The sequence below is a fragment of the Paenibacillus sp. FSL R5-0473 genome, assembly GCF_038004565.1.
Lineage (GTDB): Bacteria > Bacillota > Bacilli > Paenibacillales > Paenibacillaceae > Paenibacillus > Paenibacillus amylolyticus.
Window position 1 is genome coordinate 5,132,208 of record NZ_JBBORL010000001.1, and the last position, 24,670, is coordinate 5,156,877.

General features: G+C 47.8%; 21 protein-coding genes. 4 read left to right on the top strand and 17 right to left on the bottom strand.

Annotated elements, in window-relative coordinates:
- The first annotated feature begins 190 nt into the window (after positions 1-190).
- The 3 genes from MKY28_RS22450 to MKY28_RS22460 are packed head-to-tail and all read left to right on the top strand — an operon-like array spanning position 191 to position 3,901.
- On the top strand, positions 191-1,297 hold the full coding sequence (locus MKY28_RS22450) for a GerAB/ArcD/ProY family transporter (protein ID WP_340937063.1): 1,107 nt from the start codon (positions 191-193) through the stop codon (positions 1,295-1,297).
- The gene (locus tag MKY28_RS22455) at positions 1,278-2,747 is read left to right on the top strand and encodes a spore germination protein (protein ID WP_340937064.1); all 1,470 of its coding nucleotides are present in this window, start codon (positions 1,278-1,280) and stop codon (positions 2,745-2,747) included. The genes MKY28_RS22450 and MKY28_RS22455 overlap by 20 nt, the downstream gene beginning before the upstream one ends.
- Positions 2,744-3,901: a Ger(x)C family spore germination protein gene (locus MKY28_RS22460; protein WP_340937065.1), complete on the top strand. Its 1,158-nt coding sequence runs from the start codon at positions 2,744-2,746 to the stop codon at positions 3,899-3,901. Before MKY28_RS22455 ends, MKY28_RS22460 begins: the two co-directional genes overlap by 4 nt.
- An 86-nt stretch (positions 3,902-3,987) precedes the next feature.
- Here MKY28_RS22460 and MKY28_RS22465 read toward each other — a convergent pair whose 3' ends face one another.
- From MKY28_RS22465 to MKY28_RS22530, 14 genes are all read right to left on the bottom strand, one after another.
- The gene (locus tag MKY28_RS22465; RefSeq protein WP_340937066.1) at positions 3,988-4,404 is read right to left on the bottom strand and encodes a sensory rhodopsin transducer; all 417 of its coding nucleotides are present in this window, start codon (positions 4,402-4,404) and stop codon (positions 3,988-3,990) included.
- Positions 4,405-5,060: 656 nt separating this feature from the next.
- Positions 5,061-6,269, bottom strand: a complete 1,209-nt coding sequence (locus tag MKY28_RS22470) for a rhamnogalacturonan acetylesterase (RefSeq protein WP_445670933.1) — start codon at positions 6,267-6,269, stop codon at positions 5,061-5,063.
- A 105-nt stretch (positions 6,270-6,374) separates the two neighbouring features.
- Positions 6,375-7,214, bottom strand: a complete 840-nt coding sequence (locus MKY28_RS22475) for a carbohydrate ABC transporter permease (RefSeq protein ID WP_076333843.1) — start codon at positions 7,212-7,214, stop codon at positions 6,375-6,377.
- A 2-nt stretch (positions 7,215-7,216) separates the two neighbouring features.
- Positions 7,217-8,119: a carbohydrate ABC transporter permease gene (locus MKY28_RS22480; RefSeq protein ID WP_036614094.1), complete on the bottom strand. Its 903-nt coding sequence runs from the start codon at positions 8,117-8,119 to the stop codon at positions 7,217-7,219.
- A gap of 139 nt (positions 8,120-8,258) precedes the next feature.
- Entirely contained in the window at positions 8,259-9,542 is a 1,284-nt protein-coding gene (locus tag MKY28_RS22485; protein ID WP_340937068.1) for an ABC transporter substrate-binding protein, read from the bottom strand.
- A 221-nt stretch (positions 9,543-9,763) separates the two neighbouring features.
- Positions 9,764-11,317 carry a response regulator transcription factor gene (locus tag MKY28_RS22490; protein WP_101315100.1) on the bottom strand — a complete coding sequence of 518 codons (1,554 nt, stop codon included), beginning with the start codon at positions 11,315-11,317 and terminating at the stop codon, positions 9,764-9,766.
- Positions 11,292-13,079, bottom strand: coding sequence for a sensor histidine kinase (locus MKY28_RS22495; RefSeq protein WP_076254942.1), 1,788 nt, complete (start codon positions 13,077-13,079; stop codon positions 11,292-11,294). Before MKY28_RS22495 ends, MKY28_RS22490 begins: the two co-directional genes overlap by 26 nt.
- A gap of 250 nt (positions 13,080-13,329) precedes the next feature.
- A complete protein-coding gene (locus tag MKY28_RS22500) occupies positions 13,330-14,652 on the bottom strand; it encodes a stalk domain-containing protein (RefSeq protein ID WP_340937069.1) in 1,323 nt (440 codons plus the stop codon).
- A 388-nt stretch (positions 14,653-15,040) separates the two neighbouring features.
- Positions 15,041-15,331, bottom strand: a complete 291-nt coding sequence (locus MKY28_RS22505) for a hypothetical protein (RefSeq protein WP_076216730.1) — start codon at positions 15,329-15,331, stop codon at positions 15,041-15,043.
- Positions 15,332-15,560: 229 nt separating this feature from the next.
- On the bottom strand, positions 15,561-16,424 hold the full coding sequence (locus MKY28_RS22510) for an inositol monophosphatase family protein (RefSeq protein ID WP_197997992.1): 864 nt from the start codon (positions 16,422-16,424) through the stop codon (positions 15,561-15,563).
- 107 nt (positions 16,425-16,531) lie between these two features.
- The gene (gene uvsE, locus MKY28_RS22515) at positions 16,532-17,533 is read right to left on the bottom strand and encodes a UV DNA damage repair endonuclease UvsE (protein ID WP_074093415.1); all 1,002 of its coding nucleotides are present in this window, start codon (positions 17,531-17,533) and stop codon (positions 16,532-16,534) included.
- A gap of 155 nt (positions 17,534-17,688) precedes the next feature.
- On the bottom strand, positions 17,689-18,012 hold the full coding sequence (locus MKY28_RS22520) for a hypothetical protein (protein WP_036614107.1): 324 nt from the start codon (positions 18,010-18,012) through the stop codon (positions 17,689-17,691).
- Positions 18,013-18,042: 30 nt separating this feature from the next.
- Positions 18,043-19,143: a D-alanine--D-alanine ligase gene (locus MKY28_RS22525; RefSeq protein WP_340937070.1), complete on the bottom strand. Its 1,101-nt coding sequence runs from the start codon at positions 19,141-19,143 to the stop codon at positions 18,043-18,045.
- Between the two features lie 137 nt (positions 19,144-19,280).
- Positions 19,281-20,279, bottom strand: coding sequence for an amidase domain-containing protein (locus MKY28_RS22530; RefSeq protein WP_445670906.1), 999 nt, complete (start codon positions 20,277-20,279; stop codon positions 19,281-19,283).
- 383 nt (positions 20,280-20,662) lie between these two features.
- Between MKY28_RS22530 and acnA the strand changes: the two genes are divergently transcribed.
- The gene (gene acnA, locus MKY28_RS22535) at positions 20,663-23,377 is read left to right on the top strand and encodes an aconitate hydratase AcnA (RefSeq protein WP_036614112.1); all 2,715 of its coding nucleotides are present in this window, start codon (positions 20,663-20,665) and stop codon (positions 23,375-23,377) included.
- A 110-nt stretch (positions 23,378-23,487) separates the two neighbouring features.
- Here the strand turns inward: acnA and MKY28_RS22540 are convergent, their stop codons facing one another.
- From MKY28_RS22540 to MKY28_RS22550, 3 genes are all read right to left on the bottom strand, one after another.
- A complete protein-coding gene (locus MKY28_RS22540; protein WP_339285386.1) occupies positions 23,488-23,802 on the bottom strand; it encodes a hypothetical protein in 315 nt (104 codons plus the stop codon).
- Positions 23,803-23,837: 35 nt separating this feature from the next.
- The gene (locus MKY28_RS22545) at positions 23,838-24,236 is read right to left on the bottom strand and encodes a hypothetical protein (RefSeq protein ID WP_253505535.1); all 399 of its coding nucleotides are present in this window, start codon (positions 24,234-24,236) and stop codon (positions 23,838-23,840) included.
- Positions 24,237-24,450: 214 nt separating this feature from the next.
- Positions 24,451-24,660, bottom strand: a complete 210-nt coding sequence (locus tag MKY28_RS22550) for a hypothetical protein (protein WP_340937073.1) — start codon at positions 24,658-24,660, stop codon at positions 24,451-24,453.
- Between the last annotated feature and the right edge of the window lie 10 nt (positions 24,661-24,670).

The following is a 24,670-nucleotide window of genomic DNA, read 5'->3' on the forward strand; positions in this document are numbered from 1 at the left end:
TTCGCCGGTTCAACGAGTTATACGCTCCCATCCTCCCCAACCCCCGCATTTTGACTGGAGAGCGGCTCGGGAAACGATCTTAGAGGTAAAAGAAGCCATGGGTATTTGTTATTTCGACTGACGGTATGAAGCGCTCCAATCACGTTAACACTGCTGAGGACAGTCTACTGGGAAAAGGGGACCCCTCAGCATGAAACGAACACAACCTTCTTTTTTACAAGCTATGATGTTGATCATGTTGTCCGTTGGCTTGATCAGCCATGTTCTGATTATTCCTGCCCTTTTGGCTGCGGCCAAAAGGGATTCTTGGATTTCCGTCCTGTTATCAGCCGGACCATTTCTGATATTTGCGCTAATGCTCGCCTATGTCTCTCGTTTCCTCCAACATCAAAACCTGCATGAATGGTTAACATCCCGTCTCGGCAAGCCTATCGGTCTGTTCTTTCGAGTTGGTAACAGTCTCTTTTTTCTGAGCGCAATCTATTTCACCCTGCACGAAACCACGACTTGGGCCAAAACAAATTACCTGACAGAAACGCCAATATTGGTAACCAGTATTGCTTTGATGACTCTCTGTGCCTACGCTGCGTATAAAGGTATTCGCTCACTGGCATTTACGGCAGGATTGATCCTTCCACTGGTGGTACTGCTGGGCTTCTATGTTGCCATTGTGAACACTCAATATAAGGATTACAGTCGTCTACTGCCTGTGTTAGAACATGGCTGGCATCCAGTGCTGAATGGCATGATTTACAGTCTTGCAGGCATGTTTGAACTGCTGTTCATCTGGTATATCCAGCCTCACCTCACCAAACGTATACGTGTATGGCAGTATCTGATGCTCGCACTCATTCTTGTGGGACTGACAGTCGGCCCACTCATCGGGGCGATTGTGGAATTTGATCCTTTTGAGGCTGCCAAAATGCGATATCCCGCCTTTGAAGAATGGCGAATCGCCTCCTTGGGCAAATACATCGCCCAGACCGACTTCTTTTCCATCTACCAGTGGCTCGCAGGCTCGTTCACCCGTATTAGTCTCGCCATGTATATTGTAGTAGAAATATGGAATATTAAGAGCTCCACCAGAAGACTCATCAGTTGTATCTCATTAGGTGCTTTCTTTATTCTGATCATGTTATACCCTCTGGATGATATGACCTTCGAAAAGCTTCTGGTCGAATACATATTCCCGTTCAATCTCGTATATCTGAGCGGACTTGCGATTATCGCGACGACGGTTGCCTTTATCCATTCACGCCATCAGAGGAGGAAACATCATGGAGCATCAAGCGATTGACACCACGTCCCATGAAACACTGCTTGCCTCTTTGAAAGAGCAGTTCGATCCATGTGCAGATGTCGTTATTCAGACCTTTCCTGTCAAAGATGAATCTGATCAGCCCGTAATTTTGCTCTATTGCGATGGTCTGGTCGACGGTAAACAAATTAACCAATTTATTATTCCCCGTCTGGAACAGCACTCTCTGATCATTGAGGAATCACATCCTAAAGAACTGGGATTAACCTTGAATCCGTTGGATGACCTCACAGATACTAACAAGCTTAATATGTTGATATTTAGTGGACAACTACTGATCATTTTTGGTAATGGTGTGCAATCCTGCAGTGTGGATATTGCTGATATCCCGGGACGCAGTCCAGAAGAATCAGCCATTGAAACATCAGTTAAAGGCCCGCGCGATGGATTCACCGAAGAACTCACTACCAACGTGGCCCTTATACGCAAACGAATGAAAACATCTTCGATGTGTTATGAGAAATATGTCAAAGGCGGTCGTACCCAGACAGCCATTGGACTTCTATATGTAAAAGATATTATCAACCCAGACATTCTGAAAGAAGCTCGGCACAATCTGGATCAGATTGAGATTGACGGCATTCTGGGTACCTCAATCATGGAGCGAGCTGTCATGGGAGGGATTCGGAGTATCTTTCCACTTACAGATAATACCGAGCGTCCTGATTTTGTCGTTGATTCCCTGTTAAACGGTCGTTTTGCCGTTCTCATTGAAGGTTCTCCTGTAGCGGTCATCGCACCAACTACACTTTTCAATCAATTGAAGTCTCCGGAGGACGAAAGTACACCCTTTTTTATCGTTACTTTTGAACGGATATTACGTATTTCAGGACTGCTGATCGCCTGTTTCTTTCCTGCCTTCTATATTGGCCTGACTAGCTTCAATGTGGAACAGATTCCCCTGCCTCTTCTGGCAACGATTGCTGGCACTCGAATGGGCCTGCCCATGCCGGTGACACTGGAAGCGTTCCTAATGATTTTTATGTTCGAGCTATTCAACGAAGCAGGGCGTAGATTACCACGTGCGTTGGGGCAAACGGTCAGCGTTGTCGGCGGGCTTATTATTGGAGATGCTGCCATTCGCGCCGGGATTACGTCCCCTACCATTATTGTCACGGTAGCGATCTCGGTCATCTCTAGTTATATTCTCGTGAACACTGTGCTAAGCGGGGCTACTGCCCATATCCGGATCGGGATGTTACTCATCTCTTCCATTCTTGGATTATTCGGTTTTATGATCGGACTATTGGCCCTGTTGGTGCATCTCGTATCCTTGGAATGTTATGGCGTATCCTATCTGTCACCTGTATCTCCCTACATTCCCGGAGACTTCACTCAGGCCGTATCCATGCCACCTTCCATGAAAAGAACCAAGCGCCCAGAAGCACTTCATACACAGGATTCTACCCGTCGGAGGAAACGTCCGTGAAACGATGGGTATCCATAAGCGGCCTTCTTATAAGCTGCTTAATCCTGCTAACCGGGTGCTGGGATTCCAAAGAGGTGCAAAGTATAAACTTCATTACGGCGATAGGAATTGACTATGTAGACAACCAGTATATTGCGTATGCCCAACTGATTGACTTCTCCAGTATTGCAAAACAGGAAACACCAACTTCCCGGGAGACAAGGGATATCTGGACTGGACGGGGCGAGGGTACAACACTGAACATGGCTATTAACGACTTGTATGAAACGTCACAGCAGCTAACGCTCTGGACTCATGTGAAAGCTATTGTTTTATCCAAAAGAGCCTTGGATGGTCGACTGGAGGATATCTTTAATACACTTCTTCATTCAGGCCAATTGAGATATACTCCCTGGATCTACGCTACAGAGCATAACATTCCGGATATACTCTCTCCCTCTGCATTGTTGAACCAATCCGCCCAGACCATTGAATTATTTGAGCCTATGAGACTATACAAACAGCATTCCGCTTACGAACCTATCCGGCTCCACCAGCTTCTCGATGGATTACGGGAACCCGCTTCCGTCGTTCTTTTACCCTCGGTGTCAACGAGGAACGAGACTTGGTTCAACGGCGATAAAACGCCCCCCCTTGTTAGAATGGATGGATTTTATGTGATATCCAAAGGCACAAGTCAAGGTAGAGTTGCAGGAGCAGACGCAGATGGTACACGATACGTAAATTATGAGCGTGTACATCAGTACCCACTATATGTATATGCGAATGGTGGGAAAATTCCTGACTTAACTTTGATGCTTCATCATCCCAAGACGAGAATCACGGCAAGGAAGCAAGGTGATGGCGTAACATTTGATCTGGCGACTACGGTTAAAAGTTCCATCATTGAGGACCATGGAGCCCCGCGTACGCCTCATGCCATGGAACAAGAAGCGGAGAAACAGATCGAATCCCAAATCCGAGATACGTTTGAAAAAACCAAGGAGCGCAAGATCGATTCATACGGTCTTGTGGAACACTTATATCGCCACAACCTTCCCTTATGGAAACAGGAAGTCTACAACCGGGCGGATCCACTCCAACGTTTTAAGCTTGGAAATGTGGAGGTTCACGTGGATATCCTGAATGCGAGCACGTATAAATACAGCGAATAAATGAAGAAATAGAAGCCCCGTACCTGCATTGAATGCAAGGTTACGGGGCTTCTTACCATCTCCAACTATGCTGTCGATTGGGGAAGTTATCCTAATGGATACGCCATGACACTCATCAAAGCCAATTCAGGCTGGGTCGTGTCCAAACGACTGTACTGGACGATAACGGGGATATTGCTCGAAACCGTAATCGCATAAGGTACGCCCGGCGGAATAGACTGCTCCCCGGATCGTAGCGATGCAGTGCGAATATGCTTCGTCCTTCTCGCTGGCACTTCAGCGACAATACCTTCGAGTGGTTCTCTGTCTTCAAAGTAAATCGTGATATGCAGCTCCGCATCCGTGGCACTGGTGTTCAGTACACAGATGCTCTCATGACTCTCCAATGTGCCCCGGCTCTCCGGGGGAATGTAACCATCCGGAATGACCCAGTAGGTGTGACCTGTAGTTGCTGAAACATTCTTACGGGCAGATGTGCCTGATTCTGTCTGGTCAGGTGTCATTGAAATACCTCCTCCTTTTTTTGCGAGTGCAATATAGGTTAAAAATGCGTGGGCTCGCGGGGCAGTCGCTTCGAAGGGCGGATCGGGCTACAGGCCGCTGTTGGCTCGGGATTTCTTGGGCTCATTCGCGGGGGCAACTCTTAAAACCTGTGGGCTCGCGGGGCAGTCGCTTCGGCGGGCGGATCGGGCTGTGGGCCGCTGTTGGCTCGGGATTTCTATTCAATTCCCCCTCAGCAGGGGAAATCCCGCTCCAAAGGCGGACGCTTCGCTCCCTCTACCCGATTCCGCCCTCCTCCGCTGCTACGCTCGCCTGTTTTTTAAAAGATTATTGCCTTCGCTCTTTCGCTGGGCAACTTTGCTGGCTCGTTACTTCGTTTAACTCGCTACAGCTTTTAAACCCTGAATAGCTCGCAAGGCAGCCGCTTTGGCGGGCGGATCGGGCTACAGGCCGCTGTTGGCTCGGGATTTCTATTCATTCCCCCTCAGCAGGGGAAATCCCGCTCCAAAGGCGGACGCTTCGCTCCCTCTACCCGATTCCGCCCTCCTCCGCTGCTACGCTCGCCTGTTTTTTAAAAGTTTATTGCCTTCGCTATTCGCTGGGCAACTTTTGCTGGCTCGTTATTTAATTAACTCGCTTAATCATTAAGGGCATGAACCTACCGCAGATACATCTGCAACGGTTGCAATTGCAACTCGCGGATGGCTTCTGCTACCTGCTGGGCAAGGCGACGGGCGCCTCGTTCCTGAAAATGCGTGTTATCCTCCACGCCTGATGGGAAGTTCACATACTCGCCTGGCAGTACCCACATAAAGTCTTCCTTAGTGCCTTCAACACCCGCTTGCTCGAACAGAAGACGGCTGCGCTCAGCCAGATCGATCAGCGGAACATCTTCCTCTTCCGCCAGCTCACGCACGGCGATGATATAATCGCCGTGGGTATCGGTCAATGTGCCATCATCCGCAAAATAGCGACGATGCACCGGGGTGATGAGCACTGGACGAGCCTTGGCTTCGCGTGCAGCGTCGATATACTTTTTCAAATATTCCTTATATGTTGTGAATGGGTCCGTCCCACGTTCAGGGTCCGGCTTCTCATCGTTATGTCCAAATTGAATAAACAGAAAATCTTCAGGCTTGATTCGCTCCAGAATGGCGCTTAATCTGCCTTCATTAATAAAGCTGCGGGAACTTCTCCCTGACTGGGCGTGATTATCCACTGCAACATCATGTTTGAACTGTGCAGGCAACAGCTGGCCCCAACCACAATATGGATATCCACTTTCCGGCTGATCCGTTACAGTTGAATCCCCGGCAAGGAATACGGTCATGGTCTGATTCGCAAGAGTAACCTCCAAAGCATTAATTCTCGGTGCAGGGCCGGAAAATGACAGACGAAGTCTGCCGCCGCGAACAACAACCGAGAATCTAACCTCTGCGTATTGGCCGGGAAGTGTGCGAATGGTTGGCAGTACAAGCCTGCCTTCACCAGCTTTCACGCGTGTCACTGTCTCAGCCAATTCATCCCCTGCAACAAGTAATACTTGGTAGGTTCCGTCGGGAACATCCACGATGAACGATGCTTTGAGTGGAATACAGAAACCTGAACGCAATCGGGCAGACATGGTTGTCTGCCCCGGATTGTTATGATGTTGTTTCGCGGGATCCGACACATCGTCATCACGAATGCGTTGTTTCTCATACACCAGAGATCCTGCCTCGAATCCGTATCCTCCGTGTTCCTCATATGTGGTTGTTGCAGTTACTTTCAGATAATCCCCTGTCTCATCTGCTCTTCCCAAGTCCGGTCCAAAGTTAAACTTCCAGCTGGTCACGGACACTGCCTGGCCCTCTGCCGCTGCCTCCATGGCAACGGCCTGACTACCCTGAGCTTTATTCAAAAGCGATAACCTCCTTGGTTAACTTTCGTAAACGTTCATTCGGGCGAAGATACGAAGACACAGTAATCTGGCTTATCCTTTCAATCCGCTGGTGCTCATCCCTTGAACAATTTGTTTCTGGAAGATGAAGAACACAGCTACAACCGGAACCAGACTGACGATGGACATGGCGAACATTGCACCCCAGTTGGAAGCAGATTCGCTATCGAGGAACATTTTCAGCGCCATCGACACGGTGTATTTATCAGGCGAGTTCAGGTACAATACCGGACCGAGCAGATCCTCCCATCTCCAGTAGAAGGAGAAGATGGCTGCAGTCGCCAGAGAAGACTTGATCAGCGGCATAATAATCTGGATATACAGTCTGAACTTGTTACACCCATCGATGGTTGCAGCCTCATCCAGCTCCTTCGGAATCGTTCGAATGAACTGTACCATCAGGAAGATGAAGAACGGCATTCCGAAGAATGTAGGTACAACGATTGGAAGAATTGTATTCAGCCAGCCGAGTTTCGTGAAAATGATGTACTGAGGAACCAATACCACGTCATGTGGCAACATCAGTGTTAACATCATCAAGGAGAACCAGAATGTACGTCCCTTGAAGTTAAGTCTGGCAAAACCAAAAGCGATCAGCGATGACGATATTACGGCACCGATCGTGGAAATAACCACGATTACAAGTGAGTTGGTGATGTAATCCATAAACGGTCTTCCAGCTGTGCCTTTCCAACCATCCACATAGTTACTCCAGATCCACTCGGTAGGAAACAGAGTGTCCGCAGTGACAAAGATCGTACGGCTTTCCTTGAATGAACTGAATAGCATCCATAGGACGGGATAAAGCATCAGGAGGGCAAGAGCTGCAACGAACAGGTGATAAATAGGCCATTTCACATTTCTCCAAACCATCGTTACTTCCCTCCTTCAGATTCGTAAAACACCCAGTACTTGGATGTTAAGAATACTGCTACTGTAAGTCCACCAATCATAAGAAGCATGATCCAGGCCATTGCCGAAGCATAACCCATGTTGTTAAACATAAACGCCTGACGGAACAGATATAGAGAGTACAGCATCGTACCGTCCATTGGACCGCCTTCGCCTTTGGAGATAATATAGGCAGGTACAAACGTCATGAATGCTCCAATCGTCTGCATAATCATATTGAACAGGACGATCGGGCTAAGCAGTGGCAAGGTGATGCTGAAAAATTTCCGTATAGGGTTCGCGCCATCCACACCTGCTGCCTCGTACATCTCAGTAGGGATATTTTTGAGACCAGCCAGGAAGATCAGCATGGACGAACCAAACTGCCACACAGACAGTGAGATGAGCATAACCAGGGACGCATTCGGGTCACCAAACCAGCTGATAGGTCCGATCCCGATTGCCGTTAGAGCACTGTTGATAACACCCTCATTACTGAAGAGGTTACGCCACATAATGGATACGGCCACACTACCACCGATTATGGATGGCAGGTAATACAGCGTCCGGTACGTTCCAATCATACGAGAGCCAGTGTTTAGGACCATCGCTACGAAGAGGGCAAAGATCAACCTTAACGGTACCCCAATGAATACATACAGAAACGTCACTTTGACCGAGTTCCAATATTTCGGGTCATCAAAAAACATTTTGGTGTAGTTATCAAGCCCAATCCACCGCGGAGAAGTGAACAAGTTATAACTCGTGAACGACATATATAAGGACACAAACATGGGGATGAGTGTGAAGCCCAGGAATCCAATAATAAACGGGCTTATGAACGCATATCCAGTTAAGTTTCTACGTAACGACGAATACTGCCTCAATGGAACGAACCTCCTTCATGGATCAGCTTGCTCCCTCATCCTGGCTTCGGTCATCTGGACGGGGAAAGGCCCTCGCATTTGCGAGTAGCCCCATTCCCGACCATCCCTGAAGTGGGACGAGCAAGCCATCATTCAACTGTTATTTATTGTTCGCAAGTACAGATTCGGCGTTCTTGCGGAATGTTTCTGCTGCTTGTTCAGGTGTAATTTTGCCAAAGTTCAACTCTTCAACCACATCTGCCAGAGCAGAGATTACTTCAGGTGAACCAACCGGTGGCGGAGAACTCATTGGTGAAGCCTTAGGCTCCATGGCTGCTACGAATTCAAAGACCTGTTTTGTTGCGTCACTCAGCTCAGGTGCGATAGCTTCTTTGATTGCTCCTGAAATTGGCACACCGCGCTCACCTTTGATCAGTTTGTTGGCTTCCACGTCATTCACCCAGAAATCAATGAATTTAGCTGCTTCTTCCTTCACTTTGGAGTTGGACGTTACACCCCAATACATACTTGGTTGCATATATAGTCCTTTTTCCATATCTGGTCCTGGCATTGGAGCAATTTCGAGTGGACGGTTCGCTACCTGTTGCAAGGCTACGAACTGATTGGACCATTGCCATACGCCGATTCCTTTTTCCTTCACGAGATCCGATTCCTCAATAATGCCTTTCGTTTGGTTGGCTACATCCGGCGTAGGTGCTGCGCCCTGCTCGATCATGCGGCGCATGAGTCCGAAGAACTCCACAAACAATTGATCATCATCATAACCAAGACCTGTTCCTTCCGCATTATAAAGCGACAATCCTTTGGTACGCAGGAAGTAGTGGAAGAAAATATCCGGAGCTATCCCTCCATCCAAATACAGACCTTTATCCGCGGTTTGTTTACCCAGTGCTTCGTACGATTCCCAAGTCATGTTGTCAGGGATTGCATCCACGCCTGCTTTTTTAAGCAAAGCCGGATCATATTGGAAGCCCAAAACGTTAACACCGGCAGGTACACCGTATTGTTTACCGTTAATTACACCTGTGCTGATAACATTCTCGGACACATCGTCCACTTTGATCTGGTTGCCCAGATAAGGCGCTAGATCCTCAAGCTGACCATTCTGTGCATATTGGCTGATGTAGGAAATATCCATCTGAACGATGTCAGGCAACTGATTTGCCGCTGCTTGTGGTGCGAGCTTTTTCCAGTAGTCATCAAATGAAGCATATTCCACGTCGATTTTGACATTCGGGTTTTTCGATTTGTACAGGTCGATGACCTTCTGTGTATATTCATGCCTTGCATCCGAGCCCCACCAAGCGATCCGCAGGGTAACTGAGTCATCTCCAGATGCTCCTTCAGTTCCTCCACCTGAGCTACATGCCGCTGTAAACACGAGCAAAGCAGCCATCATCAGGAATATTGCCTTTTTCACCATGCCAATCTCCCCTTTTATGTTGATATGGTTGTATGAAAGAGTTATCTTCTCGTTTCTGATAACGCTTTCACAAACTTGTTAATGTCATTTTCGCAAATGTACGACCATAGTTGAATACACAAAACCGTCTTGTTGGTTCAAAAAACAGAGGAGGACAACAGCCCCCCTCTCGGCGCTGTTCGTCCTCCCCAGACATGAATCACATGATTGGAAGTCCATTGTTATATGCCGATTCTGCGGAATTCCGTAGGTGTCATACCAGTCCACTTTTTGAACACCTGACTGAAATATTGTGAATTCCCGCCAAATCCGAACAATTCAGCAAGCTCGAATACTTTCACATCTCCGCCTCTGCGAATATGGTCACATGCGCGTTCAATGCGCAGGCGATTCACGTAGTTGGAGAAATTCTCTCCTGTGACTTTTTTGAAAATCTTGCCCAGGTAATCTGGATTCATATAGAGCATCTGATGAGCTACTCCATTGAGCGAGAGATCTGCCTCTCCAAAATGACGATCCACAATATCCATCATCTTCTCCACGGCTGAAGACTGGCGGCTGATATGGTTTTTGTAATAACCGGAAGTTAATCGGGCTGTACTGCTTGCAACAAAAGACTTCAAACCAGATAACGTATCGATATGCGGCAGTTCTGCCATACGCTGGGTGAATTCCGTTGCCTCCTCAGGTGGACAGACATGCACCATCGCCGAGTAGAGCTGCACTACATAAGAGCGAGTCACCTCGATTTCCAGCTGCTGACGTGATAATAGATCAAACAGACGCTCCACCTCTACCGCTGTTTCCTCGGTATTGCCCGATTTGATCAACTGACACAGTTGCTCGGCATCCTGTTCTACATGCAATCCGTCGCATTCTCCGGCCAGTACCAGATCATTCTTCGTAATCAGCTTGCCTTCACCGATAAAGAAGCGATGGTTCAGATACTGCAACGCCTCACGAAACAACCGCCGCGACTGAATCATTCGATCTGCTTCACTCAGCGCAGCGGTCACTTCCAATTTATATAGTCTGGTGAATGCAGCCCTAACCTCTTCAATACTTTCTTTCAGTCCGGCCGGATCAGCTGAATCCGCGAGCAGAATGAGGAGTTTGCCTTCAATGGTTGTGCTTAACAGGACATGTGGGAGCAGGTCACTGGCAATGTTTTTGATCGCAAATAAGTGACTGTAATCATGTTCATCCACAATTCGGAACAACAGTAACCGAACTGCGTTCTCTTCAAGCTCCAGATCAAACAGCTCCTGATAATACTCAAGATCAACCGGCCCATAGGTGCGGTTGGTCATGAACTCCAGCAGAAATTGCTCCTTCACATGTGGAAGGACACGCTGCAATCGCTGTTTCATCTCACCAGCAACATGCTCCTTCACCTGGGCATCCTGATGTTCCTGCAACAGTTCAGTTAACGCATCATGGATCTGATTCTCGTTGCAGGGCTTGAGCAAATAATGCTTCACACCATATTGCATCGCTCTGCGAGCATATTCGAACTCCTTGTAGCCGGATAACATAATGAAACGTACTCCAGGGTATGCTTCAGATGCCTTCTCTATGAGTCCAAGACCATCCAGACCTGGCATGGAAATATCCGTAATGATAATATCGGGTCTCGACTGCCCAATTTTGTCCAATGCTTCAATCCCGTTCCTCGCCGTACCCACCAATTCCGTACCTGCTGCGGCCCAATCGACCACTTGAGAAATTCCCTCCAGAATGACACGTTCATCATCTACGAGCATCACTTTGTACATCGTCATCGTCCTCTCTGATCCAAGGTATGCTGATCGATACTACAGTTCCTGATCCGGGCTTGCTGCTCATCACCATTCCACCTTCATCGCCGAAGGTCAGTCTGATTCGTTCCTGGATGTTAGATAACCCAATGCCCTGTCCTCTTGTCTGAATACGTCCTTCGTGTAGTTGTTCCAGGAATTCCGGTGTCATCCCCGGACCGTCGTCCTCGACTTCAATAATCACCTTATCTCCCTCTGCTCTCGCCCGGATCCGAATCCGGCAAGGGTCAATGCTTGGTTCGAGTGCATAATGTATGGCGTTCTCCACTAACGGCTGTAATGTTAACTTCGGTATCCGCGCCGTTCCTACCTCTGGGGCAATCTCCATATCGAAGTCCAGTCTTTCCTCAAAACGCGTGCGCTGAATCGTCACGTAACTGCGGACAATGTCCAGCTCTCTTTCCAGCGTGATCCACTTCTCGGACATGTTCACAGAGCTACGCAGCAGAAATCCGAGGGCCTCAACCATTTCCGAGATCTGTCGTTGCTTCTGTACTTTAGCCAGCCAGTTAATCGATTCCAGCGTGTTGTATAGAAAATGTGGATTAATCTGCGCCTGAAGCGCTTTCAACTCCGTCTCACGAATCACCAGTTGCTTCGCATAATTCTCATCAATCAATTCACGTATCCGTTGAAGCATCATCTTGAATGTGCGATGCAGCAGCCCAACCTCATTCTGTGGAGATATCGGAACATTGCCGAGAGCAGCCTCCTCCAGCTTATCCAAATCACCTTTTTCGATATTACGCATCTTTTTGATCAACTGCGCAATCGGATGGGTAATACTGCGAGAGAATCTCGCTCCAATGATAAGCGCTGCCAGAAAAATCATGATGAAGATCACCGTAACCAACTGTTTGACAAACTGGATCTTTTTAAACATCTGGTCAAACGGGGTTGTGTACAAATAGGTCCAATCCGTATAGGAAGAATGAGCACGAGCTACAAAGTGTCTCCCCTGTTCCAACATGGCAATTCCATAGGGCTGGGTGCGCTTCAGTTCAGACTCAATCTCGGCTTCACTAACCGACGATTCTGTTGGATAGATCACTTCTTTTCCATCCGTAATGAGTAATTGGGAGTCCTCAGCCGGTTCTTGCATCTGGTCCTGTACAATTCGATCCAGCCGGACGCGGATGATCAGTGTGCCGAGGTCCTCCAATGTAAATGCTCCGCCAATAAAGGATTTCACCTGTCGAACCGACAAGAGTCGGGACTGTTTATCCCCACTGGTATGCCATGCATTGGAGCCCGAGTATTGCTGTCCCAGTGCAACCAGTTCCTTTTGCTTCGACTCCGAAATTCCCTCCCGATTGCCTGCGGCCATAACGTTATTATCATTATCGATAAATAGCATGGAATAGACGTATTTTTCGGAACCGGCATATGCGACTAACCTGTTAGTAATTTTTTTACGCAATCCATTTTTCTCGTAACCCGTTTCGGCCTTTTTCAGTTGGAGCAGATATTGCTGAAGCGGCTCGTCCGACATCACCTTGAAGGAGAGATTAGAAATTTCACGAAGTTGATTCTCAATACCTACCGAAGACATATTGAGGACCTGCGAGGATTTCTCATAGATCTGGCGGTCATAGATGCTGAACACATATCGGAGTACGGACGCATAAAACGTAAAGCTGATCAACATCAAAAGTCCGATGAGAAGAATCGTTTTGTGATGAATCGGCAGTGTTGTGAAAGCGTTCTTAATTTTGTTCATCCTAAGCGCTCCTTTGGCTTGCGAGGGGTGCCTGTCATACTATGCATTAGTGGTTTTATTGTAAGTTATTTTCATATTTACACATCCATTGGTCATCTGACAAGATATATTTATGCAACATTTTAGGTCATTAGAGAAGGTATACATCTGTGTCAGCAACTCAAAAAGAACACAAAACAGCCAGAATACCTTGAACAGATCAAGGTATTCTGGCTGTTGAATAACATCATGTTAAAGTATGAAATACAATTTACGGATTAACAAAAACAGTTTTCAGCTTCGCTACATATTGCACATCAAAGCCAAGACCTTCAGCCACCATGGCAAGTGGTACATATGTTTTGGACTCTTTGCCTACCTTATTCAGGAATGCAGGTGTATCCACAGTAACCGATGCTCCATTTACCTTCACAGCATTGGCACCAATCTTCACAGCAACCTTTCGATCTCCATATGTAATGGTTGCGGTTGAAGTTTTGTTATCCCACACCGTAGTAGCCCCGACAGCGTTTACGATGTCTTGAATCGCCACAAAGTTTTTGCCGTTACGGATAATCGGTTTGTACGGAGTGTTTAATGTTTTGCCACTCACAATAATGTTCATCGGCTCACCTGTCGCAGGTGTAGTCAGCTTGGTGTAGTCGCCCCAGATCGTTTTGGCAAATACTTCGGCAATGGCCGCATATCCAAATTGGTTCGGGTGGAAATCACGATCTTTGATCATATGTGTCATCGTGCCTTCACCACCAACAAACTCTTTGGCCACGTGTGCGACTTTGACATCAGTACCCTGAGCAGTGAATTGTGCTGCAATGCCATCAATGGTCTGTGTGAAACCTTGAGATGCCTCCATCAGTTTGGCATAAAGTGCCTTGCCTGCTACTTCTGGCATCGGTTGATACTGATCGGCGATGACAATTGTAGCTGTCGGATTAATTTCATGGATATCATTAATCGTTGCACTTACATTAGCTGTATATGTTGCGAGTAATTCTTTTACCTTCACTTGCAGATCCTGATCACTCAGTTTGTCTGCTGTACCGAGAAGCTCAGATACATCATTTCCCCCAATGGTAATTGCAACCAGATTGGCCTGTGCTACACTCTCACGGATTGCAGCAGTATTGGCCCCGATCTGTCCCGCTCTTGGATCAGGAAGACTTGGTTGAATGGCTTCAGAAGTCAGCGTTTTGCCATCCTTAATTGCAGTAGTAAAGTTTTTCAGGCCACTGGTTTTCAATCCGGCAATCCCGTAGTTGTCCACCTGTGTACGTCCATGCAGCAAACCTTGCTCATGCAAACGTTCTACATAACCATAAGGCAATTCTTTTGTGTTGGGCTCATAACCTACCGTTATGGAATCTCCCAATGTGACGATGCGGAACTCCTTAGTTACGGCTACTGCATCTTTCTTCGCTGTCAGCGAAGTCTCGTTTGTACCCGCTGGCAATACACCGGTTTTGGTGTCAGCCGCGTGTGCAGGCAATGCAGATGATGTAAAGAGCAGCATTCCTGCCAACATGCTTACCGTTAAACCGGCAGCTGTATTTTCCCATATACGTTTACGCTTCATTCAGGTAACACTCCTTCTCGCAAATCTATAATTACACTAAATGTACGTGTTCAAAAAGGTCGGTTTTCAGTACCGAGAAGATGGGATGAAGCTAGAAATGGAGTAGCGGAGCGTAGGAAAACTACGTGAGCAAACGGACATTTCGGCTGAATTCCATATTCGATGCTGATGATGCCGTTAGGCATCCTTCGTAATCAAAAGCGGACTTTTTGAACAACCTCACTAATATATAGTACATTGGTCATTCCAATGACATAGGTTGGTGTTACTCTATTCTATCATTTTAAAGTAGGCGTTGTCCTCTCTACTGAGAGCACACATGAAATAACAGACTCCCTGAAGGGGAGCCTGCTACTGGTTAAACACAGCTATGACGTTCAGTGATTAGTTAAGATTGCGGCTTATTTGAGTCTTCAGCAATCAAATGACCCTTGTCGCTCTCCGGTTTGTTCCCGGTAGCTCGCTCCAGATATCGATCATAACGATCATCCACTTCACGTGCCATCTTCCGGTACTTTAACGTTTCCTCAACAATTGGATCACGTTCTGTCTGGATTCGCACTTCATACTTGGGAGGAATCAGCTGGCGTTCACGCTGATCGGTGTCGCCGGACTCTTCCATGTCCCCTTCCGTCAGCATATCACTGAGCCGTCGTTCCAGTTCTTTGGATTCATCCATTGTTTTCGCTCCTTTAATTAAAGTCATACCTGCGTTACCTATACTATTGTACTTTCACTTCGTGTACAGAATCATCTTTCGATCGCTGTTATCCCCTGATTTCTTTGATTCCCTTTTCCAAGGGAGAAATCCGGTGATAAAGGCGAGCGCTCCGCTTCTTCAGATGCTTTCTGTCCCCTCCGTTAATGTACAATTACAGGTTATTAAAGCATGGATGAGTTGAATAAACTCACTCCAAACCCGTCGCCTTCGCTTCTTTCAGCACATCCGTCAGTGCGTCATGGATTTTGCCATTGCTGGCAACAACATGGTTTACAGACAGTTGGTAAGGCGTTCCGATGGTATCGGTCACCTTGCCACCTGATTCTTCAACCAACAGTGCACCTGCGGCAATATCCCAAGGTTTCAATCCAACTTCGGTGTAGGCGCTGAGACGTCCTGCGGCAACATATGCCAGATGGAGGGCGGCAGATCCGCCTGCACGCAAGTTACGAACTTGCGGAGCAAGCGCCTGTACAGCGGCCATATTTAGTGGCAACGCAAAGGTTGTGTCTGCCGGGAATCCAACCGCAATCAGGCTCTGAGCCAGTTCTTGTTCACCAGATACAAGCATCCGGTTTCCGTGAACATATGCTCCTTTCCCTTTTTCCGCAACAAACATTTCATCACGGGAAGGGTCGTAGATCACGCCGACAATGACTTCACCATTGTGAGCCAATGCGATGGACACCGAATAAAACGGAAATCCGTGTACAAAGTTTGTCGTTCCATCCACAGGATCAACAATCCACAGGAACTCTTCTTCCTCGGCCTCTTTCAGTGCTTTTGCCGAAGCTTCCGGTCCCGGTTCGACGCCTTCTTCACCCAGAATGGCATGGTGGGGAAAATGCGTAAGAATCAGGCGGCGGATCATCTGCTCCGCTCCTTTATCCACTTCGGTCACCAGATCTTGGGGTGAATATTTGGTGCCAAGTTCAGCTACCGTCCCAAGACGGCTTTTGATCCATTCGCCAGCTTTGGAAGCTGCATTAATGGCAACGGCAGTATAGCTTTTGCTTGTCACGACATAAGGTGTCTTTTCCTTCTCATTCAAAGCGTTCACTCTACTTTCTATATCAATCTACGAAAAGTTGAAATACTTGTTAAAAGTATACGCCCCACAGGTCGTAAAGTTTCTCGTTGCCCAGGCCCCTTTTGGCACTACGGATGAATGATGACGGTAGACTCGTCCACCCACTCCACACCCTCTTCGTGATAGAATGCCAGCTTCTGCATCAGTTGCACAAGAGCCTCATCCTTGCGTTTGGCCTCAATCATCACGTCAAGTCTTGGGGTGTCTGCTGCGATATGACGCAAGAAATCGAGCACAGGCTCTACCTCCACACCATCGGCATGACCTCGCAGATCCTTCTCACTCTTTGGACTGGAGACATGGATTTTGGGTGGCAATGGCTGATCAGCCGGTGAATCTGCCTGGGCAAGCGGTGACTGCCAGGTCTTTAGAATATCAGGCCACAGATCCCATGCCTGTTCTCCTTCGTTGTTCACCCAATGGTGATGGATATCAAGTACCATGGGCAATCCCAAGCGCTGGCACACGGCAAGTGTCTCAGGCGCATTGAACGTTTTGTCATCATTTTCGAGTGTGAGCCGCTCCTGAATGTCCCGATCCAGCTTCAAAAAGTTTTCTTCAAAACGAAGCGCCGCCGAAGGCTTGTCCCCGTATGCACCACCAATATGTATATTGTTCTTGGCAGTGGCATTCAGCCCCATGGCATCCAGCATCCGAACATGATGACGAAGGTCGCGAATCGAGTTGTGCAGAACTTGCTCGCGGGGGGTACTAAGTACGGTAAAATGATCCGGATGAAAGGACACACGCATATGATTTTCCTTCACAAAATCACCAATGGCCGCAAAGTCCTGCTTCAGCGCCGGGAACGGGTCCCAGTCATTCAGGTCCTCGTGTGTTGCCAGTGGAATCAATTTGGAAGAGAAGCGATATACATGAATATGGCTACCCTTGTTGTGCCTGAGCAAACGTAATGTATTGTGCAGGTTCTCGGCTGCAATCCGTTCGAGCTTGCGGATCGCCGCTTCCCTGTCATCGATTTTGTTAAAACTCGACATGGTCATGGTCCGGGAAGGCGAGGCGTTCTCTATAAGCACGGACATTGCCACGTAACCAAAGCGTACGAGCATGAATCTCTTCCTCTCTATTAGGGCGGAGAACCTGCACGGCATATTCAGCCGTCAGGATGTACCGTCACTGTATATAACCAAGTTTTACCCTAAAAGAGTGACCATAATCGTATTCTGGCAAATCCGTCCTTCCAACCCGCACTTACAGTCAATAACTACTCCTGTGCTTGCTCCCCAAAGAACATCTCATCCGCAAGGGCAGTCTGAATGCGTGATTCTTCCTCAGTCAATTTGCGGATGAGTTGCATCTCCACCTCGGTTACCTCTTGCCCCTGGAAGTTGATCTCCGCAATGGAAACCACGATCTTGACGATGGCTACAGCCACGTTATCCGGTGTGTATGCAATCACTTTCTGGCCGGTAGGAAATACCCGGAAGCCCTGTTTGACCATTTTGCCGCGTCCGTATTCAAGCAGTTCGAACAGCTCCTGCTCATTCTTGAACTTGCATACGGAATTGAATTCAGTCTGAAATCCCATGCATATCCCTCCTGATCTTGTGGTCGCAGGCTACGCCTGGACGCCGTTCTCGTAATTCAGTGCCTGCTTGCGGTTGTAACGCTCCAGTGCCAGCTCAATCATGCGATCCAGCAGTTCGGCATACGATACACCTGTCTCACGCCAAAGAAGTGGATACATGCTGTATGGTGTGAAACCAGGCATGGTGTTGACTTCATTAATAAGCAAAGCGCCGTCATTTTTCCGAATGAAGAAGTCCGCACGTGAAATGCCGTTACCTTCAATCGCACGGAACGCCTGCAAAGCTGCCTCGCGAATGCGATCTGCGGCCTCTGGGTCCAGTGGAGCTGGAATCAGCATCTGTGATTGACCATCAATATACTTGGCTGCATAGTCATAATACTCACCGGAGGATACGATCTCACCTGGAACGGAAGCCATGGGCTCGTCATTGCCGAGGACACTGACTTCAACCTCGCGTGCTTCAACGAACTCCTCAATGACAACCTTCGTGTCATACCGAAGTGCAAACTCGACAGCTGTCTTCAACTCATCGCGGTTACGTGCTTTGGAAATGCCTACACTGGAGCCCAGATTTGCCGGTTTGATAAAACAAGGATACCCCAGCTGATCTTCGACCTGTACGATCATTTCGTGCTCTGTCTGCTTCCATTGTGTCGCGTTAAAATACGTAAAGGCACATTGGTCAATGCCAGCCTGTGCAAACAGCTTTTTCATGACCACTTTGTCCATGCCGCCAGCAGAAGCCAGTACACCTGCACCTACATATGGCATATCCGCCATCTCAAACATGCCCTGAATGGTACCATCCTCTCCAAACGTACCATGCAGCAGAGGGAACATCACGTCCAGCTCTTCTGCTCCGCCATACAAACGGCCAAACAGGGCGTTCAGCGCATCCTGCGTTCCACCCGCCGATTGCTCCAGCTTCAAGTCTTCAATCTGCGCGAACGGCGCATGCATGACAGGTCCTTTTTTCCACGTACCCTGCTTGGAGATATAAAAAGGAACCAGTTCATACTTTTCATAATCAAATGCGTTTGTTACAGCAAACGCCGTTTGCAGCGACACCTCATGCTCGCCCGATTTTCCGCCGTACACGACGCCTACTTTTAATTTATCCATACTCATGTGTACCCTCCGATTATCTGTGCCTGATGCTGTCATGCTTGCATGCTCAGCACCCTTGTTATTCTGCTTGCATTATCTGGTCTTATTTTACACGGAACTGGATGTCTGCGTCACCGCATCCCGAAAATCTTTCGTCATCAAAACTCATCTGCAATATGAAAAAGCCGGTATACCGTCCGCTCCGTCCAAGCGTAAGAATCCCGGTAATCCCAAAAGCGGTGACGGCTGCTAACCGTATGTGCGTTAACAAGCGGCATACCGCCTGCATCAAACGCGGTCACAACGGTGCTGTGCTGAAATCGTCCATCTCCATCCCAATCGTAGAGAATAACATCGCCGAGCATCAGCTGCTCAGGACGCTCCACTTCTGTCGCGGTCAGACCCCAGCTGCTGCCTGACAAATAACGCTCCAGACTGTTGGAAACTGCCCAACTGTAACTCCACATTTCGGAGCCGTTCACATACCCCTTATACCACCAGCCGGCTTCTCTTCTACCAGTATAGTGGATGGGTGCGCCCCCTGCAAAGAGACATTGGGACACGTAATTGGTGCAATCTACATCAAATTCCTCAAATGTCGGATTCCCCGCATTCCACCACCGATCTGCATAGGCAACCGCCAGATCTCTGCGATATGACTGTTGCCGTGAGCTTCTTCCTTGACCCAACACTTCCCGATTCAGCAGCGGCCGATTCATCGCCTGTACAAAATCAGCTTGTTGAAACGGACGTCCTTCCCCAGCAGGGCGACGCTCCGGCACTTCTCGCTCGACCCGTCCAATGATCCATCCACCACCCTGCCGCAGAAAGGTTAACCGCTCCCGCTCAATCCGGTCCTCCCGGTGGGTGATCCCGCTCTTCTCGTAGAACAGCCTGCTGTACAATTGTAAATCCACCACTGCTTCTTCCTGGCCATCCATAAGCGTGCGCACAAGCTTGGCGCTGGTCTCGCTGCGAAGAGGCACGGCGCGCCGCTTACGATACCATTCGTCCAGCCTTGCCATACGCTCTCCCCGTTCCACCACGAAGTCAGGATCGGTAACGATCCGTTCGCTGGTCTGTGGACGGTAGTCGATCTCACAGCGATTGTACTGGTTCACGTAAGTATATAAGGCACTCTTCCATTCCCGTTCCAAGCCTGTGTCCCCCTTTGGCATGAGTTCTGTCTGGAATATTTCATTGCGTTTATAAACTCCTACTATTCATATGAAAGGGTCTTCGGTTGTATGTACACGGCTCAGGAGGGAGATCCGAAATTCGGCAAATACAGGTACACAAGATATCTTATTCCTGCTCGCTTCACGAAAACGCCTTCATCGGTCCAAAAGCTTGCTTGATCAGGCAAAAAGACCTTTACGTACGGAGGTGAAAACGGTATACTTAAAACTAAAGTTATGATTATGAAATTACGTTTCATCTGATGAAACTAACGAACAAGAACACGGAACGATGAAGGCCTGTTCTTCACCTAAATGAACGTTTTCTTCATCTCACCGACACATCCCAAGGAGGTACATGTATGTCAGCAAAGAATCATTTCTCCGCCGCTCGCAGTCTTGAGGTTGGAGGCAAGTCTTACCGCTACTACAGTCTCGATGCTCTTCAGGAAAACGGCCACGGCGATCTTTCCAGGCTTCCTTTCTCCATTAAAGTGTTGCTTGAAGCAGCAATTCGTCAATTCGACGGACGTGCTATCACCGAAGAACACGTAAAACAACTGACCGGCTGGGCAGATGGCCGTGACAATAACAAGGAAATTCCATTCATCCCTGCACGTATCGTTCTGCAGGATTTCACCGGTGTACCGGTTGTCGTTGACCTCGCTGCAATGCGTGATACTGTGAAAAAAGCAGGTGGCGATCCAAAACAGATCAACCCGCTCGTACCGGTCGATCTCGTTATCGACCACTCCGTTATGGTTGATGCTTTTGGTACCAACGATGCACTTGATTACAATATCAAAGTTGAGTTTGAGCGTAATGAAGAGCGTTACCGCTTCTTGCGTTGGGCGCAAACGGCATTCAACAACTTCCGTGCAGTTCCACCATCCACAGGGATCGTTCACCAGGTTAACCTGGAGTATCTGGCTTCCGTGGCAGCAACAAAAACCGTGGACGGCGAAACCGTTGTATTCCCGGATTCCCTCGTAGGTACAGACTCCCACACCACCATGATCAACGGACTTGGTGTTGTTGGTTGGGGTGTTGGTGGTATTGAGGCTGAAGCAGGTATGCTGGGCCAACCGCTTTATTTTGTAACACCGGACGTTATCGGTTTCAAACTGACAGGCAGCCTGAGCGAAGGCGCAACAGCAACGGATCTGGCACTGACCGTTACCCAATTGCTTCGTAAAAAAGGCGTTGTTGGTAAATTCGTAGAGTTCTACGGACCAGGTCTTGCCAACATCGGTCTGGCTGACCGTGCAACAGTAGCCAACATGGCACCAGAATATGGCGCAACGATCGGTTTCTTCCCTGTTGATAGTGAAACGTTGAACTATTTGCGTAACACTGGCCGTCCTGACGAGCAGGTAGAATTGGTTGAAGCTTATTACAAAGCTCAAGGCATGTTCCGTACTTCAAGCACCGTTGATCCTGAATTCACAGATGTGATTGAACTGGATCTCGGCTCTGTTGTACCAAGTCTTGCAGGACCAAAACGTCCACAAGATCGCATCGAGCTGACACAAATGAAAGAAAGCTTCAACAGCATCATTCGCACACCTGTAGATAAAGGCGGCTACGGTCTGAGCGATGAGAAAATCGAACAATCCGTACCTGTGAAGCATCCGGACGGTTCCAACAGTGAACTGAAGGCAGGCGCTGTTGTGATCGCGGCGATCACAAGTTGTACGAACACTTCGAATCCAAGTGTTATGGTTGGAGCGGGACTACTGGCGAAAAAAGCAGTTGAACGCGGCCTGACCAAACCAGGATATGTGAAAAGCAGTCTGACACCAGGTTCCCTTGTGGTTACCGAGTACCTGGAAAAAGCAGGTCTGATCACGTATCTCGACAAACTCGGATTCAACGTTGCGGGCTACGGTTGTGCAACATGTATCGGTAACTCCGGCCCACTGCCGGACGAAGTGAGCGAAGCTATTGCTGAGAACGATATGACCGTAGCGGCTGTATTGTCCGGTAACCGTAACTTCGAAGGCCGTGTACACGCACAGGTTAAAGCCAACTACCTGGCATCACCACCACTCGTTGTGGCATATGCACTTGCGGGTACCGTAAATATTGACTTTGAAACCGATCCAATCGGTTATGATACGAACAATGAGCCTGTATTCCTGAAAGACCTCTGGCCTACCTCCGAGGAAATCAAGGATACCATCGCTAGTTCCCTGAACGCTCAGATGTTCCGCAACAAGTACGAGAATGTATTTACAGCCAATGAGCGTTGGAATTCAATTTCTGTACCGGAAGGTGAACTGTACGAGTGGGATCCGAACTCCACGTACATTCAGAATCCTCCGTTCTTCCAGGAGCTTGGCGACAAGTTGAACGATATCGCAGATATCCGTTCTGCACGCGTTATGGCATTGCTTGCGGATTCCGTAACAACGGATCACATCTCGCCAGCAGGTAATATTGCACCATCCAGCCCGGCTGGACTGTACCTGAAAGAACATGGCGTAGAGCGCAAAGACTTCAACTCCTACGGTTCACGCCGTGGTAACCATGAAGTCATGATGCGTGGTACGTTTGCCAACATTCGTATTCGTAACCAGGTGGCTCCTGGTACAGAAGGCGGTATCACGAAGTACCTGCCAACGGACGAGGAAATGTCCATCTACGATGCTTCCATGAAGTATCAGGATGAAGGACAGAACCTGATCGTTATCGCAGGTAAAGAGTATGGTACAGGAAGCTCCCGTGACTGGGCGGCAAAAGGAACATTCTTGCTCGGCGTCAAAGCCGTTATCGCAGAAAGCTTCGAGCGTATTCACCGTAGTAACCTGGTCGGCATGGGCGTAATGCCATTGCAATTCCAGGAAGGTCACGGCTGGTCCAGCCTTGGTCTGAACGGACGTGAAACGTATGACATTACTGGCCTCAGCAATGATGTGAAGCCAGGACAAGAGTTGAAAGTTACCGTAACTCGTGAAGACGGTACACAGTTCGAATTCCCTGTCATCGCTCGTCTGGACAGCATGGTTGACGTGGATTACTACCATAACGGCGGTATCCTGCAAACTGTATTGCGTCAAATGATGAAAAAAGCTTAATGATATAAATCATTAATGTGATGAAGTTATACAGAAAAGCTCCCTGCCACGTGCAATCAGCACGTGGCGGGGAGCTTTTTTTTGCTTTGCTTTTTATACTCGGGATATGTTTAAAAATCAATCTTCAAGCCAACTTCCGAATCATCAGGTGGCTCAGCTATACGATATATACCTCTGCATTTTAATTTCTCTACGTTAATCCAGTCTACAAACTCATCTCCTCCGTAGCATCTTACAAAAACGGCATATTCCAGCTCACCCTCATAATTAATGGACTCTATGTATTCTGTGAATGGATGTTTCCCCTCTATACTCTGCAAAAAATCTGAAAATTCAATTCTCCACTCTTCCATCTTCTCTGCATATTGATCGGGGACATAATAGTAGAATCCATCTGGCGTATAATACGAAATTTTCATTATCATCTTGCAGACCTCCTATTAGTATGTCGTGTAACGGTCTAGAGTTTTAAGATCTCTATACCTTCTTTTAGAAATGATGAGACAAGCGTATGATATTCAATTCCATATGCTAATTCCTCTTTGGTTTTATGTATAAGATAATAGGAATATTTCTGCATCAACTCATGCTCGTTTAACTCAATGGGAAGGTTAATAATCTCAACGTCTTCCGAATTAAAATGATAACGATACCCTCTTTCTGACCTTCCTACGTTTATCACTGTTTGGATGACCATTAATTCATCACGTGTGACATTATTTATTAAAGCCGATCTTCTCTGTTCCATACCAAGTATGATCTCTTCAGCCTGTTGATCAATCTTAGCTTCAGCAATTTCAGTTTCAATTTGCATAATGGCTTTCATTGTTCCTGCTAGTTGTATAGCTAATGAATACAATGTATGTCCTCCTTTTTTTGTAAGAAATAGGTACTAACGCATCATCTCTACTCTACCTCATTTACGATGTTACTCGCAAAGTTCACTGATCCTATCCTAAATTTGAGACCTTATGAAACACTAAAAAACTCCTCGTAAAGTGCACTCTGCACGTTACGGGGAGCTGTGGTTTCAGTATGTGTGTGTCCTCCGTTGCTTCAAGGCCAACTGCCTTTTAATGCCCAATGTGATGTGCGGCTTGATCTAACAGTTGAATTGTGCCCATGATCAGAAACAAACACGACAGAGCAATTAACGAGCCGCCAACCCATCTAGACATGATCACTCGCTCCGCAATCTGTTTTTCCGAAGCATCCGTTACCTTGTGTGGATACACGAGAAATATTAGCCCTGCGCTAATGAACAGTACAGCCATTATAATCAAGTTCTTCCCC